Origin of the sequence: Cypionkella sp. (genome assembly GCF_030652235.1) — a bacterium.
Classification (GTDB): domain Bacteria; phylum Pseudomonadota; class Alphaproteobacteria; order Rhodobacterales; family Rhodobacteraceae; genus Cypionkella.
The window spans coordinates 119486-136432 of sequence record NZ_JAUSBA010000051.1 but is presented as its reverse complement, the minus strand read 5'-3'; the positions used below and the strand labels follow the sequence as shown (position 1 = coordinate 136432).

Sequence of the window (16947 nt, the reverse complement as noted above, 5' to 3'; positions counted from 1 at the left end):
CAGATCAGGCGTCTTTGAACTTGATGCTTTCGCCGCAACCGCATGCCTCGGCGACGTTGGGGTTGTTGAACTTGAAGCCCGCTTGCAGCAGATCGATCTCGTAATCAATCTCGGTGCCGAACAAGAACATCTGTGCCATCGGCGCGATCAACACCCTAGCGCCGTCTTGCTCGACCACCTCATCCATCGGATTGGCTTCGGCCACGTAATCCATGGTGTATTCCATGCCCGCGCAGCCACCCTTCTTGATGCCGATGCGCAGGCCTTGCGAGCCTTGTTTCTGCATCAGCCGCGCGATTTGCTTGGCAGCGATGGGGGTCAGGGTGACGGCGGCTTTGCCGGGGATGCCGAACATGGGGGTGGTCCTTTACGTTCTAGCGTCAAAGATAAGATCGCCGGGGTCACCCGACAAGGCCATAACGCGGGTTACATGAAACCCAATTCCAGCCGCGCCTCGTCTGACATCATCTCCATCCCCCAAGGCGGATCGAAAGTCATGCCGACCTTGACCTCTTTCACCCCGGCGACGGGCTCCACTGCATCTTGTACCCAACCCGGCATCTCACCCGCCACCGGGCAGCCGGGGGCGGTTAGGGTCATCAGAATTTCAACCGCGTTTTCCGAGCTGATTTCGATGGTATAGACCAAACCCAGATCATAGATATTCACCGGAATTTCCGGATCATAGACCGTGCGGCAGGCTTCTACGATCTGTTCATAGAGCGCATGCTCAGTCGAGGAGGGACGGATCAGGGGGGCACCCTCAATCTGGTTTTGCTGCTGGGTCATCACATTCTCACGTGGTTAGTTGAGTATTTATATAGGGAATGGCCAGCAAAGGTCCAGTGCGACAAAGCGTTTTTCGACCTTGCGCGCTTGCACGTCAAACCACAGGTCAAATCTTGGTCCAGATTGTGGGCCAAAACCTGAGGCCAGCCGTGCCCTAAAGCAGCCGCCGCGCCAAGCCAGCGCGCCGGATCGCCCAAGTCAGCAGGATCGAGCCTGCGACCGCCAGCAGATAGATTGCGGGCCGGGGCAGGGCGCTGTAGCGAAACAGCACCGCGCAAAATGCGACATGGATAAAGTAAATCCCCGAGGCATAATCCCCCAAGCGGCGGTCGGCCACCAAGGTGGAGCCTTTCAGCGCCAGCAGCATCAGCGCCGGGGCCGCAAGGCCAAGCGCGAGCAGCGTGTCGTGCCCGACGCCCTTCGGGGCGAATCGCGCCAGAGCAAGCGATTCGACCAGCACCAGCGCCACGCCGATGCCCGCGGCCAGCTGCAGCCAACCGACGCGCAGGCGGGCCGCTATGGCTTCGCGCCGGATCAGGAACCCCACCAGCATGAAGGGCAAGCACACCAGCAAAGGATTGCGGTTCGCCAGCAGCGGATCAGAGAAAATCAGCTTGTTGGGCGCGATCAGATTCCAAGCGATGCCATAGGTGACAACAATTCCGGCAAAGAAGGTCAGGGCGGCCAACCAAGCCAGCGCCCGGCTGGACCATGCCGCGATCCCCACGATCAGCGCCGCGGCCATCACCATCCCGGCCAAATACCACAGATGCCAATAACCAAACAGCGCGCTGCGCAAATTCTGCAATGGCGAATGCGCCAGCAGCATCGGCCAATAGATCGGCAGATACAGCAGCATCCACAACCCATAAAGCTGGCCTGCACGCTGAACATAGGCCCAGCCGCGAGCCCGCTCGATCGCTGCCTGTAGGAAATAGCCGTTGAACAGTAGAAAGATCGGCACGCCCAGCCGGAACAGCCCGTCTCCGGTCAAAAGAATCGCCGTTCGCCCTAGCGGGGCAAACGGATTGGCGTGAATACCGACGACCATGAAAGCCAGAGCAAGCTTTAATGCATCAATGGCGCGACTGCGGTCCGCGCTGGACATCAGAGGATATGGCCTTGCTAGAGTTAAACTGACAACGCGGCGTTCAAGTTAGAACGGGATTTCGTCGTCGATATCCGAGCGCCCACCACCCGAACTGCCGCCTGAGCCACTGCCAGACCCGCCGCCTGAGGACGAACCTCCGCCATAGCTGCCGCCGCTTGATCCACCCCGGCTGTAGCCGCCGCTTGACGCACCACCACCCGAGCCGCCGCCCTGATCTTCATAGCGGCCGCGATCATCATCGCCGCCAGCGCCACCCGAACCGCCGCCATCACGCCCGCCGAGCAGTGTCAGCTCGCCCCGGAATTGCCGCAGCACGACTTCGGTGGTGTAGCGGTCCGCACCGGATTGGTCCTGCCATTTGCGGGTTTCCAACTGGCCTTCGATGTAAACCGTCGAGCCTTTTTTGAGATATTGTTCGGCAATCTTGCCGAGGTTTTCGTTGAAGATCGCCACGCTATGCCATTCGGTGCGCTCTTTACGCTCACCGCTTTGCTTGTCGCGCCACGTTTCGCTGGTGGCGATGCGCAGGTTCACCACTTTGCCGCCGTTGGGGAAGTTACGCACTTCCGGGTCGCGGCCCAGATTTCCGACGATGATCACCTTGTTGACCGAGCCTGCCATCTTAGTCTCCCTGATTCCGTATATCCCCGCCAGCATCGCGACAGGTGGTTAATAATTTCTATAGACCGCCGCCATGCGCCCCGCAACCGGGCAGCGGCGGCGCGGGTGGCAAGGTTTTGCCGAAGCGGTCCGGGTGGGTTCGATCTCGGCGCTGGAACTTGGTGCAAATTTCGGTATAGTGCCGCCAGTTTTGGTCTGGGTTGAAGACAGGGTCTCCATGCGATTTTCGCCGATGGTGTTGACAATCATGATGGTCGCAGGGCTGGCACTGACCGCCCCTGTGATGGCGCAGGCTGAGGCGTTGAAGCTGGGCGGCAAGAAGAACCGCGCTTCGATGCTGAAATCGCAGATGGCGCTGCTGGATGGGCGGCTGGCGGTGGAATATGAAGGCTCGGACCGGCTGAAGCCGAATTATAACAAGGCGGATGCGGGTGGGTCGGATGCGCCGACACTGCGGTTTTCCGGCAAGTATAAGGGTGAGTATCTGGAGGTAGCCAAGGCCGCCGCCCGCAAGCATGGCGTGCCAGAGGATGTTTTTCTGCGGCTGGTGCAGCAGGAAAGCGGCTGGAATACCGGGGCGGTGTCGGTCAAGGGGGCGACGGGGTTGGCGCAGCTTATGCCGGGGACGGCGGATCGGTTGGGGGTGGATATCAACGATCCCGGCGAGAACCTTGAGGGCGGGGCGCGCTATCTGCGGATGATGTATGATCGCTTTGGGACTTGGAAGCTGGCTTTGGCCGCCTATAATGCCGGGCCGATGGCGGTGGAAAAGCACGGCGGGGTGCCGCCTTATGATGAGACGCAGAATTACGTTTTGGCGATTTTAGGCTAAGGGTTTTGCAGGTTGTCCACATGTGGACAAGGCCTAGATTTATATGAAATCAATGGGTTAGACTTATCCGATCCCTCTTTTTAACACTCAAGCGCGGCTTTACATCGGCTGCCCAGATCGTTACACCGCGCGTTTTGCGAACGCTTGGGGGCTGCTATGACGCTGTTTTGTGGGATCGACTTTGGTACCTCGAACTCGACGGTTTCGCTGGCGGATGCGGACCGCGCCTGGCTGATCGCTTTGGAAGATCAAGCGGTGACTTTGCCCTCGGCGGTGTTTTGGGAGCAAGACGGCGGCGCGCCGGAGTTTGGCCGCGCGGCGATTGCGGCCTATTTGCACGGCGATGAAGGGCGGCTGATGCGAGGCTTAAAAAGCACGCTTGGCTCTGGCATGATTGACGAGCGCACGGCAGTTGGGTCGCGCGCGGTGTCGTTCCGCGAGGTTTTGACGCGGTTTATGCGGCATATGGTAGAGGTGTTGCGCCTTCATGCGCCGGGGACGGATCGGGTTGTGCTGGGGCGTCCGGTGCATTTTGTCGATGGTGATGCGGCGGGCGATGCCAAGGCGCAAACGGCGTTGGAGGAGATTGCGCGCGGTTTGGGCTTTCGCGAGGTGTCGTTTCAGTATGAACCGATTGCGGCGGCGTTGCAGTATGAGCAGGGCGTTGCGCGCGAAGAACTGGTGCTGATCGTCGATATCGGCGGCGGCACATCCGACTTTTCCATCGTGCGGGTGTCGCCCGAACGGGCGCGGGCGGCGGATCGGGCGGGGGACATTCTGGCCAATGACGGGATCCGCGTCGGGGGGACGGATTTTGACCGATTTCTGAGTCTGGCCGAGGTGATGCCGCATCTTGGGTATAAGGCGACCACTAAGGGCGGTCAGGGGCTGATGCCGAACCATTACTTCCTAGACCTCGCGACATGGCACCGGATTAACATGCTGTATACTCAGCGGTGTCTGGCCGATTTGAAGGCATTTCGGCGCGAGATTGATCGGCCAGAGTTGCTGGATCGGTTGATGAAGGTGATCTCGGAACGTCAGGGCCATGCGGTGGCAATGGCGGTCGAGGCGGCGAAGATTGCGCTATCAGATCAAGAGGTTGTGCGGCTGCAACTGGCGGCTTTGACCGGGGGGCCAAACCCGTTGCTGCGGCGCGAGGGCTTTGAGGCGGCGGTGCTGCCGCTGGTGGAGCGGATTTCGGAGCGGTTGGGCGCGGTGCTTTCGCAGGCAGGTGTTGGCGTTGGCGATATTGGCACAGTGTTTATGACCGGGGGCTCGTCTGGCTTGCCGATTTTGCGGGCTTGTGTGCAGGCGGCGCTGCCGGGGGTTGCGATTGCCACCGGGGATATGCTTGGTTCGGTCGGCACGGGCCTCGCACTGGATGCGCGGCGGAAGTTTTCCTAAGGGGCCAAAATGACTGGCAATATGATCGCGGCGATTGAAGCGTTTTTACCGGAAGCGGTGGCGTGGCGGCGCGATTTTCATGCGCATCCTGAGCTGAGTTTTGCTGAACATCGCACCAGCGCCCGGGTGGTGGAATTGCTGCGCGGCTTTGGCTGCGATGTCGTTGAAGCGGGGATTGGCGGCACTGGCGTTGTGGCGGTGATCAACGGCAAGGGGCAGGGGCGGCGGATCGGGCTGCGCGCCGATATGGATGCTTTGCCGATTTTAGAAGCCTCGGGGGTGGAATTTGCGAGCACTGTGCCGGGGGTGATGCATGCGTGCGGCCATGATGGGCATACTGCGATGTTGCTTTCGACGGCGAAATATCTCGCAGCGTCGCGTGGGTTTTCAGGGACGGCGGTGTTGATTTTTCAACCCGGTGAGGAAGCGGGCGGCGGGGCTAGGGCGATGATCGCCGATGGCTTGCTTTCGCGTTATCCTATTGATGAGATTTACGCTTTGCACAACATGCCGGGGCTGGCGGTGGGGGCTTATGCGACCCGTTCGGGGCCGATTATGGCGGCGGCAGATATGTTTGAGATTGTGATTTCCGGGCGGGGTGGCCATGCAGCGCAGCCTCATCTGGCTTTGGACCCGGTGATGATTGCGGGGCATGTGCTGGTGGCGTTGCAGACGGTGGTGTCGCGCAATGTTGATCCGCTGAAGCCTGCGGTGTTGTCGGTGTCTACGGTGGTGAGCGATGGCTCGGGGGCCTGTGTTGTGCCGGGGCGGGTGGTGCTGACCGGAACGGTGCGTTCGTTTGAATTGGCGGTGCAGGATGTGCTGGAGGATCGCTTGCGGGCGGTTGTGACTGGGATTGCAGAGGCACACGGTGGGGTGACTGCGATCGACTATCTGCGCGATGCGCCTGCTACGGTGAATGATCCGGTCTGTGCTGGTCATGCTTTGGCGGTGGCGCGGGGGCTGTCGGGCGCGGTTGAGGGCGATGTCGCCCCGATGATGGTGTCTGAGGATTTCAGCGAGTTTCTCAACCGGGTGCCTGGGGCTTTCATGTTTGTGGGCAACGGCGCGGGGCCTTCGCTGCATCATCCTGCCTATGCTTTCAACGATGCGGGTCTGCCTTACGGGGCGGCATGGTTGGCAGGGATGGTCGAGGCGCGCGGCTGAGGGGTTGCAGCGCGGGCGCGATTGGCACAGGCTGCACGCAAAAGGAGAGCCATCATGCCCGTGAAGAACCGATTTGCCGAGATGCTGCCCGAGATCGCCGGATGGCGGCAGGATTTCCACGAAAACCCCGAGTTGTTGTTCGAGGTGCATCGCACCGCCGCGCGGGTGGCAGCGTTATGCCGGGAGTTTGGCTGCGATGAGGTGACTGAGGGCATCGGGCGCACCGGGGTTGTGGTTGTTATCAAAGGTAAAACCGATACTGCGGGGCGGGTGATTGGCTTGCGGGCGGATATGGATGCTTTGCCGATCCATGAGCAGACCGGGGTGGGGTATGCCTCAAAAGTGCCTGGCAAGATGCATGCTTGCGGGCATGACGGCCACACCTCGATGCTACTGGGGGCTGCCAAATATCTGGCGGAGACGCGGAATTTCGACGGCACGGCAGTGCTGATTTTCCAGCCTGCGGAAGAAGGCGGCGGCGGTGGGCGCGAGATGTGCGCCGATGGCATGATGGACCGCTGGGGGATTCAGGAAGTTTACGGCATGCACAACATGCCGGGGATTCCGGTCGGGCATTTTGCCATTCGTCCGGGGGCAATGATGGCGGCGGCGGATCAGTTTGAGATCACGGTGACGGGCAAGGGCGGCCATGCCGCCAAACCGCATGAGTGCATTGATACCACGGTGGTCGCCGCGCATATTATCGTGGCGTTGCAGACGATTGCCTCGCGCGGGGTCGATCCGTTGAAACAGGTGGTGGTCTCGGTCTGCACGGTGGCGACCGACAGCACGGCGCATAATGTGATCCCGCAGGTGGTGAAGATGAAGGGCACTGTCAGGACGATGGATTTTGGCGTGCAGGATTACGTCGAGGGCCGGGTGAAAGAGATCGCTGCGGGCGTGGCGCAGGCTTTGGGGGCGGTGGCAGAGATAGCCTATACGCGCGGCTATCCGGTGACGGTGAATGCGCCGGCGCAGACCGATTTCGCGGTCGAGGTGGCGCGGGCGGTGTCGGGGCAGGTGAACACCGATACACCGCCGGTGATGGGGGCAGAGGATTTCAGCTTCATGCTGCTGGAGCGGCCGGGGGCTTATATTTTCCTCGGCAATGGTGACACCGCGATGGTGCATCACCCGGCGTATAATTTTGACGATAATGCGATCCCGTTTGGGTCAAGCTGGTATGCCGGGATGGTGGAAACGCGGATGCCTGCGGCGTAAGGGACTGCCCCCCTCAGGCGGTTTCCACCCGCCCCACCGCCTGAAGGGGGGCAGTGGGGGTTGGTTCTGCCCCGTCGGTTCGGGGTTTGGTGGGGGAGCCTCCGGCCGGAGTATTTATCGCCAATGTAAAAGGCTTTGGGATGGTTATGACGGTTTGGGGAGGGTTGCAGGATGATTGCTATGACTTTGGCGGCGCTGCATGTGTCTATCTTGGTGCTGGAGATGTTCTTGTAGGGGGCGCCACGGACGCGGGCGGTGTTTGGGACTTCGGCGGAGTTTGCAGCACAGACGAAGGTTCTGGCTGCCAATCAGGGGCTTTAAACGGATTTCTGGCGGCGGGGCTGGTCTGGGCTTTGTGGCTGGGGGAGGAGGGACGCGGGGTGGCGTTGTTTTTCTTGGCTTGCGTGCTGGTGGCGGGAATTTACGGAGCGGCGACGGCCTCGCGGCCGATTTTATTTGTGCAGGCTTTGGGGATTGTGGCGGTTTTGCTGAGGGTTTGAGGGGGGGGGGCTCCGCGCGTGAGTATTTTGAAAATAGCAATCAGGAGTGAAGTGAAGTAGCTTTAAAGATCGAGAATGGCGCGAATATGCACGATTCCTCGCAATCTTTTTTAGGCGAACACGTCAGGTCGGGCGTGATGGCTTTGTTCTGGTTGATTTTGCTGCTGCTCGGTTTTCAGGTTTTATCGAGGAATGGGAGATCAAAGCATAAATTGGATGTGTATAACAGCTACCTGAAAAGCGATCATTTCGCTATTGTCTGGGCTACATGTTCCATCCCGGAACATTGTATCGATCCCCGCCGTCTGCCACTGTTCATCGCAAGGTCTGCGCTTCGTGATCTGATTGCCGGGTTGCAGGCTTATGCCCAGGGGGTGCGAGTGAATAGCCCCTAGATTTGTAGACGCCTTGCTTGGTAATTTTGGAAGCAAGGAGGACGAGATGTCCGCAAACAAGTTCACAGACGAGTTCAAGCGCGATGCAGTGGCCCAGGTCGAGGATCGTGGTTATCCGGTGCGCGAGGTGGCCGAGCGGTTGGGCGTCAGCACCAAGTCGATCTACACATGGCAGAAGCAGTTTTCGCGGCCAGCGAAGGTGATCCAGGAGGTCGATGCGCAAGCGGACGAGATCCGACGGCTGAAGCGCGATCTGGCCAGGGTGACGGAGGAGCGGGACATCTTAAAAAAGGCGACCGCATACTTCGCCAGGGAATCCCGGTGAGGTATGCGTTCATTGCGGAGAACCGGCTGATCTTTGCGGTCCGGGCCATGTGCCGGATGCTGCTGGTTCATCCCAGCGGCTTCTATGCGTGGCTGCGCGAACCCTTTTCCCAACGGGCGCTGGAGGATCAGCGGCAAACCAAGCTTATCAAAACGGCTTGGGAGGAGAGTGGCGAGGTCTACGGATACCGTAAACTGCACGATGATCTGTGCGACCTCGGCGAAGACATCAGCCCCAACCGCGCGTGGCGGTTGGCCCGACTGGCGGGTATAAGGGCCCAGATTGGTTACAAAAAGAAGCCTGGCTCTTATGGCGGTAGCCCGGCTGTCGTGGCCGACAACACCCTGAACCGTGAGTTCGATGTCGATGCCCCCGACCAGTTCTGGGTCACCGACATCACGTATATCCGCACGCACGAGGGGTTCCTCTACCTCGCCGTCGTCATCGATCTGTTTTCGCGGCGGGTTATTGGTTGGTCGATGCAGGGCCGCACCTATGCCGACCTACCGCTGCAAGCCCTGCTGATGGCCGTCTGGCGCCGTAAACCAAAGACCAAGGTCCAGGTGCACTCCGACCAAGGCTCCCAGTTCACCAGCTATGAGTGGCAGGCGTTCCTCGAACAGCACAATCTGACGCAAAGCATGAGCCGTCGCGGGAACTGTTGGGATAACGCGGTGGCGGAAAGCTTCTTTAACCTGCTCAAACGCGAACGCATCCGCCGCAGAAAGTATAAAACCCGCGAAGAGGCCCGCCAAGACGTGTTCGATTACATCGAGTTCTTCTACAACCCGCAGCGCAAACACGTTAGGAACGGGATGCTGTCACCGATCGCCTTCGAACAGCAGCAGAAACTGAAACTGCAAGGCGTCTAGCAAACTAGGGGCTATTCATAAGGACCCTTGGCACTCTAGGCCGATAGACGTGCATCGCTGGTCTGATCACCCGGAACTTATCAAGGTAGTTGATACGATCTGGCAGGCCAATTTTGGGGATCTGGATGCAAAGGGGCGACCGGGACCTAAGCCCAAGCGCACCTTCAGGCAGCAACTTCGAATTTTGATCTTGGACCTCTATGTCGCTTGGCTGGAAGACTCTGACTTGTGCATCGGGGTGGCGATGTCAGAGAATGATTGGGATACGTGGTCACGCTACAATGCTCTGCGTATCTCGAAGAAGATAATACCGCTCATCCATGGGCTGGAGGCGAAGGGACTGATTGATCTAGCTAAGGGCAGCTACAGCGGTCCCTATGCACCATATAACCGCATCACAAGGATTAGGGCAGCCGAACCGATGAGGGAACTGTTTCGTGCAGCGAAGTTCACCCGTGATGATGTCCTTCAGCACCCTGACCAAGAATGCATAATCCTCAAGGCTGCTGAAGGTGAAGCAGCTAAGCTGATCGAATACGAAGACACTGCAGCGACCCGCCAAATGCGCGAAGAGTTGAAGGCGTACAATCAGGTGCTGGCCGATCACTTCATTGACATACCCTCGCTGGATCACCCTTGGGTTGAAAGGGGCGATGGGCTAGGCGGTACGATGAAGGTCAATATCGACCATCACCACCAGTCCGTTAGGCGTATCTTTAGCCGAGGTAGCTGGGAAGCGAATGGTCGGTTTTATGGCCCGTGGTGGCAGCTCATTAGCAGCGAGCTAAGAAAAAAGATCTATATTAATGACACGCCCACGGTCGAAGTAGACTTCAAGGGGCTGCATGTCGCGATACTCAGTGCAAGGCAGGGCGTTGTTGTTGAAGGTGACCCCTATGCTCTGCCAGCAGGCCTAGTGCCGGGTGCTTCTGCTGAGTTGCAAAGAACGTTGGTTAAGCAGCTGGTTCTTACCGCCCTGAATGCCAAGGCAAAGAACTCAGCCTTTGCAAGTTTCCGCGATGGCTTCCCCGCAGGTCACTTGGGCAAGACCATGTCAAACCAGCAACTGGATGGGCTCCTCCGTGCTTTCGTCGAGTTGCACCCTCATATGGCTAATTTCATCTGCGCCGATCAGGGCATAGGGCTGATGAACATCGACGGTCTTATTGCGGAAAGGGTTCATAAACACTTCGTGCATCAAGGTGTTTGCGTCCTCTCGGTGCACGACAGCTTCATTATCGACTATACACGCGTGGCTGAACTTAAACGGGTGATGGCTGAGGCATCGGCAGCAGTTGTCGGGCGAGCGTTATCGGTTTCGCAGTCTGGAGCTGGACTTGACGAGTTTCGGGCCGATACTCCTCCCGATCGAGTCTTGGATTTCATTTCTTGGTGCCAAGTCCCCAGACAGGAGAAGTATCTGGAACGCCTTAAGCTGTGGGAGGTTATGAAGGGCAAGCTGGTCATTCCCTATTAAGGGAGCAGAACGAATGGTTGCGGGGTATCTAGGACGGTTATCTAGCTGGGAGGAGAGGACTGGGGAGGTTGGTTATTCCCTTCAGGCTCTAGGGGGGAGGAGGAGGATACACTTCCTTCTAGTCCCTCCAGATAACCCTTTATCATCCATTACTTATACCTATTCCCCCACCCCAGACCTAGGCCCTCTGGTGGAGTGTTAACCGCCCTATAACGGAGACTGGAAAGAGCTTGAGGCAGCGCAAGCAGCGGTCTTGCAATCAAGCGTGACGAAGGGCAGGGGCGCTATGCGCACAAAGTGGACCTTGGCTCCTAAAGGGTGAGGCGGTCATCCCAGGTTGCTCGTTGCCATCTGCGCCATCGAATGTAGCGGACGGTTTGCCCACCTTCACGGCTTAAGCTGATTGCAGACCAAATGCCCAGTAAGCCTCACCACGCCGCCGAAAGTTTGACCGTCTTTGGCTCGAACGATCTGCTCGCTTTCGAAGCCAACCAACCAACTCGTGGTCTTTGGCTGCAGTGTAACAGTCACCTGATTTGACACCCCTCCAGCCACCAGTGTCTGCGTGCCAAGCAGCAAGCTCAGCCCTTTCCCATCATCTTTGGTTACATTTCGTAGAGCCAACTCGAAGCTGATCGGTTCGAGCTTGCCGGTATTTTTCAAAGTGAGCAGGGCGCTTGCATCCGAGGTCTTCTCAAACTCAACATCGGACTGAGGGAGAAAAAGATCCCACCAAACGATCTTGCATTCGTCTGCCGTTGCCGGACTGGAAAGTGCCAAAAGGGCCAATGCCGTCCAAACGCAACGCATACTCTACGGCTCCAAATCAAACGAATGGGTTCTACGATGCTTTAACAAGGCTTGGTCAGCTTGCCAACTTCCAACGGTATAAGGCTTAGACAAAACGTCAGCTAAAAGCCCCCGCCGACTCTAACCCCCGCCACCCGTTCCACCCAAACTGGGGCATCGCTTGGGGCAGATCCACCACCAGTTGCCTGAAACCTCGCGTGAACTTCTGGGAGCAACGGCACGACGGCAAGGTGAATAAGCCCTTGGCCGCAAATCAAAACCAGCAACGGCAGAGCCGTCGCTTTCAACTTCGAACCAAACCTGCAAATAAGTTGGCTGGGGCGGGAGGGCATTATTACAACATTTTTTAAGCCCATGTTTTCATGTAACTATATGACATTTATTGACTATCCTGAAAAAAACTGTAACACATGACTGTAACACACGACCGTTCCACATGTGACAGGATAGGCCAAAATGAGCAACCTTCTGAGACGCGGTGCAAGCTATTCGGCCCGCATCCGCGTTCCTGTCGATCTGGTGGAAGTGATCGGCAAAACAGAGCTGGTGAAGGCGCTAGGCACCAACGAGTTGCCAGAAGCCAAACGGCGGCTGCATCCGCAGATGCAGGCTTGGCACCTCGAATTTGACGACCTGCGCGCCCGCAAGAACCTGACCAAGGACGACGAGGCGTTGGCGGCGTGGTCGCACTACGGCCAAACCCTTGCTGACGACGAAGCCGCCCGCGTGAACCTGCCAACCGAAGGCGACGTGCAAGAGGCCAAGGCCGAGGCGGTAGCGACCGCGCAGGCCGAGGGTCTGGACCTGACCGACCGTCTGGCGATGCTGGCGGCGACCGTGGGCTTTCAGGCCAAACAAAACGCGGCAGAGTTCAACAGCGCCATGCGCAAGGCGAAGCTGGCCGACACGCGCGCGAACCTGATCAAAGGCGAGATGACACCCATCGCGGATGACGTGAACGAGTTCCTGCGCGCCAACCGCCTCTATGCAGCGCCCGGTTCGCCTGAATGGGTGGGCATCGCCCGCGCCATGATGCGCGGCGGCATAGAGGGGCTACAGCGCACCCTAGAGCGCGATGCTGGCGACTACTCCGGCGAACCCCGTGATCAGCTTGTGCGGCCCGCCAGCGGGCAGCGCCGCGCCTCTGCGAAGCCCGGTGAGACGATTATGGAACTTTTCGACATTTTCGCCAGAGAAAACCCCAGCGGTGTTGCGCAGGATCGCCTTCACCAGATGCGCCGGGACATCGGGACATTCGTTGAACTGGTGGGTGCCAGCTTTCCCATCGCCTCGATCAGCAAAGTCGAAGTGCGAAACTGGAAGCAGTTGCTTGTGAAATACCCGGTCAAGGCGACCGAAACCAACGTGTTCGCTGGCATGAATATCTCACAGATCGTCAAGGCGAACGAGAAGATCGGCAAGCCGGTGATCGCTGACCGCACCGTGAACCGCTATCTGTCTAGCCTTGGCGCGTTTCTGTCGTGGGCTGTGGACAACGGCTATGTGAACGAAAACGCCACGTTGGGGCTGGCACTCAAGAAAGAGACAAAAACCCCCACGCTGCCGTTTGACACCGATCAGCTTAAAGCGCTGTTCGCCTCGCCGTGGTTTGTGGGGTGCCAGAGTGATGATGAATGGCGCAAGATCGCAAAACCCGGTAACTTCCTGATCCGTGATCATCGGTTCTGGGTGCCGCTGATCATGCTGTTCTCTGGCGCGCGGCCCGCAGAGATCGGTCAGCTTGCCGTCAATGACGTTCGGCAACAGCACGGCCACTGGATCATGCACGTCACCACCGAAGGCGACGAAACCGACGAAGGCAAGTCGGTGAAAACCGAAGGGTCAATGCGTGTTGTTCCGGTTCACCCCGAACTGATCAGGCTTGGCTTTATCGGCTACCACGAAGGCCGCGTGAAAGAGGGTGGCACGGCGCTGTTCCCCGGCGCGGTGCGGAATAAGCGTGGTCAGATGATGGCTGATGTGTCGCGTGAGTTTGGGCGATATTTGACAAGGATCGGTCTCAAGGTGGGTAGGGGACTTTCGCTTTATTCTTTTCGGCATGGTGCGGCAGATGCTTTGCGGCGTGGCGGTTTCCTCGATCAGCAGTTCGGATTTATTTTAGGACACACTGAAAAATCTATGACTGGCCGATACGGTATTATGCCTCAAGGGATGCTTGAACAGCGCGTGGAACTGGTGAATGCGATTCAATATCCCGGCCTAAGTCTCGACCATTTAGTGCTTGACAAAATAAAATAACGCAAACCCCTTACAACTGATTCGGCTGACTCTACATTGATCCTATGAAGATGCTTCACAGGATAAACGCCGATGACTGGATTACTCGACACCGTAAAATCGGCACTTGGCTTTAAGCCAGAGGTCAAATCTTTTTCGCTTTCAGACGATGAAGCCTTTTCCGTTTTTGGCGGTATCTCAAATATCGGTGGTCTGTCTTTTAGTGCAGCGGGCGCAATGCGTATTCCCGCTGTCGCTTGCGCTGTCGCGTTAATTTCTGAAACCGCTGGCACCCTTCCTGTAAAACTCTTTGAGCGCGAAACCAAAGCGACTGCCAAGGATCATCCGGCCTATCACCTGATCCATGACGAGGCGAACCCGTGGACAAGCGCAGAGGCGCTGCGCACGACCCTGACCGCAGACGCCCTACTGCATGGCGCAGGCTATGCCGTGGTTGTCCGCGCCGCAGACGGCACACCGCTTGAATTGCACCGCCTCGATCCCGCCGCCGTCCAGTTCAAGCATGATGATGACGGTGAGCCCTATTACCTGTTGCAGACGGCGCGCGGCACAGTGCGTTATGCCTATACCGAAATCCTGCATATCCAGCCGTTTTTTGACGCATCACCGATCAGCCTTGGCCGTGAAGCCCTCGCCACGGCGGCAGCGCTTTCCGGCCACCTCGCCAAGCTGCTGGCGAACGGTGCCAGCCCCGGCGGCATCATCACCGCGCCGAAAACGGTTGGCGATGAAGCCAAGGTGAAGCTGAAAAAGGCTTGGACCGACACCCACTCCGGCCCGAAATCTGGCGGCGTGGCTTTGCTTGACGAAGGCATGGCCTATCAGCAAATCACAATGACGCTGACCGATGCGCAATTCAGTGAAAACCGCCTTGAGCAAATCCACGAAGTCGCGCGTATTTTTAGAGTGCCGCCAACGATGCTTTTTGAGCTGTCGCGCAGCACATGGTCAAATGCCGAAGAAATGCAGCGGCAGTTTATTCAGACCACGCTGCGACCGTGGCTTAATAAGTGGCAGGCGGCTTATGCGCGCGTGTTGCTGACACCAGAGGAACGGCGCGCTTATTATGTCGAGTTTATCACCGAAGACCTGTCCACGGTAAAACTTGCCGAACGTGCCACGGCATACGGTCAATTCCGATCTATGGGTGCAATGACGGCCAATGAGGTTCGCGGCGGCTTGAACCTGCCAGCCCACGCCGAAGGCAACACCCTTCAAAACCCCTATACCACCACGGGCGCGAATGACGCCGCTAAAAAGGAATCTCAAGATGCCTGATAAAATCTCACACCGGGGGTTTTTCGGAACGACCGATTATACCTTTTGCCTGACCGACGAAATGCTGACCGAACTTGAGCATATCACGGGCCAAGGCATCGGTGCGATCTACGCCACCTTCATCGCCGGACAGTTCGCCGCAGACTCCCTGCGCGAGATCATCCGGCTTGGGATGATCGGCGGGGGAGCAAGTCCTGAGTATTCTCTCCGCAAGGTGCAAGCCTATGCCACAAACCGCCCGCTGGGCGAGCTGATGGCGCTGGCGTTGAACATTCTTGATGCGCGGTGGTCTGGCGTTGCCGATGACGCGCAGCTTGCCGAAGCCGCCGCCACTGGTGATCTTGCCGCAGCCTTGCAGGTGCCAGCATGACCGACCGTATCGAGTTCAAAGCCGCCTTCGCGGTTGACGACGCAGGCGAGATCACTGGCACCGCGTGGCCGTTCTCTGGACCTGACCGTGTGGGCGACGTGATCACCAAAGGCGCTTTCACCGCCCCGGCCTCGCTGCCCATGCTGTTCGCCCATGATCAGGCACAGGTGATCGGCGTCTGGAACGAAATCACTGAAACCGCCGAAGGTCTGACTGTGAAAGGCCGCTTGCTGGTGGATGACGTGGCCCGCGCTGCGGAGGTTCGCGCCATGATCCAAGCGGGCGCTGTCTCCGGGCTCTCAATCGGCTTTGTCACGAAATCAGCCACGCCGCGCCCGCGTGGTCGCACCATCGCCGCCCTCGATCTTTTCGAGATCAGCATAGTCGCTATCCCGAGCCATCCCGGCGCGGTGATCACGTCCATCAAAGCCGCAAATGCGGAAAACACCCCAGAGGAAAACACCATGACCGACGAAACCCAAACCCCGGCCAACGCACCGCAAATCGACACCAAGGCTTTCGACGCGATGAAAGCGCGCCTCGATCAACTTGAGGCCAAAAGCAACCGCCCCCACGGCGCGCATGTTTCCGGCGCGGTGATCGCACCAGAGCGCAAGGCGTTCGTGTCGTTCCTGCAAGGTGGCGAGTTCGACAAGAAAGCCCTGACCGTCGCCAATGACGCCCCGGCCTACGTTTTGGCACCAGAGGAAGTCTCTGGCGAGTTCATCCGCAACCTGATCGAGTTCAGCCCGATCCGCGCCATCGCAGACGTGCGCACGACCGCCAGCCACAACGTCCTGTTGCCGAAGCGCACGGGCGTCACCAACGCTCTTTGGGTGGGTGAAGTGGTGGAGCGCACCGCGTCTCAGCCTTCGTTCGATCAAGGCGAGATCGCGGTGAAGGAACTTGCGACCTTTGTGGACCTATCGCTGCGGATGCTTGAGGACTCTGCGAACGTGGAAGCCGAAGTGCGTTTGGCCTTGGCCGAAGACTTCGGCATGAAAGAGGCCGTGTCGTTCGTGAACGGTGCGACCGCTGTTGAACCCACGGGCTTTATGACCGCCGCAGGCATTGCCGAAACGAACAACGGCCACGCGACCAACCTGTCGGCAGATGCGCTGATCAAGCTGTTTTACTCAATGCCCGCGACCTATCGCAACCGTGGCACTTGGGTGATGAACGGCACCACGCTTGCCGTGCTGCGCACCCTGAAAGACACGACCGGGCAATATCTGTGGCAGCCGTCCTATCAGGCAGGCCAGCCGGAAACGATCCTTGGCCGTCCGGTTGTCGAAGCGCTGGATATGCCGAACGTCGCGAACGCCACCACGCCGATCATCTTTGGCGACTTCAAAGCCGGGTATCGCATCTATGACCGTATCGCGCTGGACGTGCTGCCCGATCTGCTGACGCAGCGCACGGTGGGTATGGCCCGCTTTCACGCCCGCCGCCGGGTGGGAGCTGGCGTCACCAGCGCAGCCGTTTTCCGCAAGCTGAAAATGGCCGTATAAGC

Annotated in this window: 16 protein-coding genes; 11 read left to right on the top strand and 5 right to left on the bottom strand. The window is 58.6% G+C overall.

The window, feature by feature from the left end; all coding sequences use genetic code 11:
* Positions 1 to 4: 4 nt before the first annotated feature.
* The 4 genes from Q7V03_RS18525 to ssb all read right to left on the bottom strand — a co-directional run bounded on the left by Q7V03_RS18525 (position 5) and on the right by ssb (position 2521).
* The gene (locus Q7V03_RS18525) at positions 5 to 355 is read right to left on the bottom strand and encodes an iron-sulfur cluster assembly accessory protein (protein WP_304927072.1); all 351 of its coding nucleotides are present in this window, start codon (positions 353 to 355) and stop codon (positions 5 to 7) included.
* 71 nt (positions 356 to 426) lie between these two features.
* Positions 427 to 789, bottom strand: a complete 363-nt coding sequence (locus tag Q7V03_RS18520; protein ID WP_304927071.1) for an SUF system Fe-S cluster assembly protein — start codon at positions 787 to 789, stop codon at positions 427 to 429.
* A gap of 154 nt (positions 790 to 943) precedes the next feature.
* Entirely contained in the window at positions 944 to 1897 is a 954-nt protein-coding gene (locus tag Q7V03_RS18515) for an acyltransferase family protein (protein ID WP_304927070.1), read from the bottom strand.
* 48 nt (positions 1898 to 1945) lie between these two features.
* Entirely contained in the window at positions 1946 to 2521 is a 576-nt protein-coding gene (ssb, locus tag Q7V03_RS18510) for a single-stranded DNA-binding protein (RefSeq protein ID WP_304927069.1), read from the bottom strand.
* A gap of 250 nt (positions 2522 to 2771) precedes the next feature.
* Here ssb and Q7V03_RS18505 point away from each other — a divergent pair, with 250 nt between their 5' ends.
* The 7 genes from Q7V03_RS18505 (at position 2772) to Q7V03_RS18475 (ending at position 10717) form a co-directional block, all read left to right on the top strand.
* Positions 2772 to 3353 carry a lytic transglycosylase domain-containing protein gene (locus Q7V03_RS18505; protein ID WP_370651169.1) on the top strand — a complete coding sequence of 194 codons (582 nt, stop codon included), beginning with the start codon at positions 2772 to 2774 and terminating at the stop codon, positions 3351 to 3353.
* A 156-nt stretch (positions 3354 to 3509) separates the two neighbouring features.
* Positions 3510 to 4760: an Hsp70 family protein gene (locus Q7V03_RS18500; protein ID WP_304927068.1), complete on the top strand. Its 1251-nt coding sequence runs from the start codon at positions 3510 to 3512 to the stop codon at positions 4758 to 4760.
* 9 nt (positions 4761 to 4769) lie between these two features.
* A complete protein-coding gene (locus Q7V03_RS18495) occupies positions 4770 to 5927 on the top strand; it encodes a M20 aminoacylase family protein (protein ID WP_304927067.1) in 1158 nt (385 codons plus the stop codon).
* Between the two features lie 54 nt (positions 5928 to 5981).
* The gene (locus Q7V03_RS18490; RefSeq protein WP_304927066.1) at positions 5982 to 7148 is read left to right on the top strand and encodes a M20 aminoacylase family protein; all 1167 of its coding nucleotides are present in this window, start codon (positions 5982 to 5984) and stop codon (positions 7146 to 7148) included.
* A 146-nt stretch (positions 7149 to 7294) separates the two neighbouring features.
* Entirely contained in the window at positions 7295 to 7648 is a 354-nt protein-coding gene (locus tag Q7V03_RS18485) for a DUF1304 domain-containing protein (protein ID WP_304927065.1), read from the top strand.
* A gap of 441 nt (positions 7649 to 8089) precedes the next feature.
* Positions 8090 to 9240 (top strand): IS3 family transposase gene (locus Q7V03_RS18480; RefSeq protein ID WP_370651166.1). Its coding sequence is split into 2 segments (ribosomal slippage): positions 8090 to 8339 and positions 8339 to 9240, totalling 1152 coding nucleotides; the frame shifts between segments, so codons are not numbered across the junction.
* 49 nt (positions 9241 to 9289) lie between these two features.
* A complete protein-coding gene (locus tag Q7V03_RS18475) occupies positions 9290 to 10717 on the top strand; it encodes a hypothetical protein (protein WP_304927063.1) in 1428 nt (475 codons plus the stop codon).
* Between the two features lie 387 nt (positions 10718 to 11104).
* Here the strand turns inward: Q7V03_RS18475 and Q7V03_RS18470 are convergent, their stop codons facing one another.
* A complete protein-coding gene (locus Q7V03_RS18470) occupies positions 11105 to 11527 on the bottom strand; it encodes a hypothetical protein (protein WP_304927062.1) in 423 nt (140 codons plus the stop codon).
* A gap of 456 nt (positions 11528 to 11983) precedes the next feature.
* Between Q7V03_RS18470 and Q7V03_RS18465 the strand changes: the two genes are divergently transcribed.
* The 4 genes from Q7V03_RS18465 (at position 11984) to Q7V03_RS18450 (ending at position 16945) form a co-directional block, all read left to right on the top strand.
* Positions 11984 to 13786, top strand: a complete 1803-nt coding sequence (locus tag Q7V03_RS18465) for a site-specific integrase (RefSeq protein ID WP_304927061.1) — start codon at positions 11984 to 11986, stop codon at positions 13784 to 13786.
* A 72-nt stretch (positions 13787 to 13858) separates the two neighbouring features.
* On the top strand, positions 13859 to 15064 hold the full coding sequence (locus tag Q7V03_RS18460; protein ID WP_304927060.1) for a phage portal protein: 1206 nt from the start codon (positions 13859 to 13861) through the stop codon (positions 15062 to 15064).
* Positions 15057 to 15434, top strand: coding sequence for a gene transfer agent family protein (locus Q7V03_RS18455; protein ID WP_304927059.1), 378 nt, complete (start codon positions 15057 to 15059; stop codon positions 15432 to 15434). Before Q7V03_RS18460 ends, Q7V03_RS18455 begins: the two co-directional genes overlap by 8 nt.
* Positions 15431 to 16945: a phage major capsid protein gene (locus Q7V03_RS18450; RefSeq protein WP_304927058.1), complete on the top strand. Its 1515-nt coding sequence runs from the start codon at positions 15431 to 15433 to the stop codon at positions 16943 to 16945. Before Q7V03_RS18455 ends, Q7V03_RS18450 begins: the two co-directional genes overlap by 4 nt.
* Positions 16946 to 16947 lie beyond the last annotated feature (2 nt).

Excerpts from the sequence above, each read along its gene's own strand:
- Q7V03_RS18525 (WP_304927072.1), bottom strand. The coding sequence starts at position 355 with ATGTTCGGCATCCCCGGCAAAGCCGCCGTCACCCTGACCCCCATCGCT.
- Q7V03_RS18520 (WP_304927071.1), bottom strand. The coding sequence starts at position 789 with ATGACCCAGCAGCAAAACCAGATTGAGGGTGCCCCCCTGATCCGTCCC.
- Q7V03_RS18515 (WP_304927070.1), bottom strand. The coding sequence starts at position 1,897 with ATGTCCAGCGCGGACCGCAGTCGCGCCATTGATGCATTAAAGCTTGCT.
- ssb (WP_304927069.1), bottom strand. The coding sequence starts at position 2,521 with ATGGCAGGCTCGGTCAACAAGGTGATCATCGTCGGAAATCTGGGCCGC.
- Q7V03_RS18505 (WP_370651169.1), top strand. The coding sequence starts at position 2,772 with ATGGTCGCAGGGCTGGCACTGACCGCCCCTGTGATGGCGCAGGCTGAG.
- Q7V03_RS18500 (WP_304927068.1), top strand. The coding sequence starts at position 3,510 with ATGACGCTGTTTTGTGGGATCGACTTTGGTACCTCGAACTCGACGGTT.
- Q7V03_RS18495 (WP_304927067.1), top strand. The coding sequence starts at position 4,770 with ATGACTGGCAATATGATCGCGGCGATTGAAGCGTTTTTACCGGAAGCG.
- Q7V03_RS18490 (WP_304927066.1), top strand. The coding sequence starts at position 5,982 with ATGCCCGTGAAGAACCGATTTGCCGAGATGCTGCCCGAGATCGCCGGA.
- Q7V03_RS18485 (WP_304927065.1), top strand. The coding sequence starts at position 7,295 with ATGACGGTTTGGGGAGGGTTGCAGGATGATTGCTATGACTTTGGCGGC.
- Q7V03_RS18470 (WP_304927062.1), bottom strand. The coding sequence starts at position 11,527 with ATGCGTTGCGTTTGGACGGCATTGGCCCTTTTGGCACTTTCCAGTCCG.
- Q7V03_RS18465 (WP_304927061.1), top strand. The coding sequence starts at position 11,984 with ATGAGCAACCTTCTGAGACGCGGTGCAAGCTATTCGGCCCGCATCCGC.
- Q7V03_RS18460 (WP_304927060.1), top strand. The coding sequence starts at position 13,859 with ATGACTGGATTACTCGACACCGTAAAATCGGCACTTGGCTTTAAGCCA.
- Q7V03_RS18455 (WP_304927059.1), top strand. The coding sequence starts at position 15,057 with ATGCCTGATAAAATCTCACACCGGGGGTTTTTCGGAACGACCGATTAT.
- Q7V03_RS18450 (WP_304927058.1), top strand. The coding sequence starts at position 15,431 with ATGACCGACCGTATCGAGTTCAAAGCCGCCTTCGCGGTTGACGACGCA.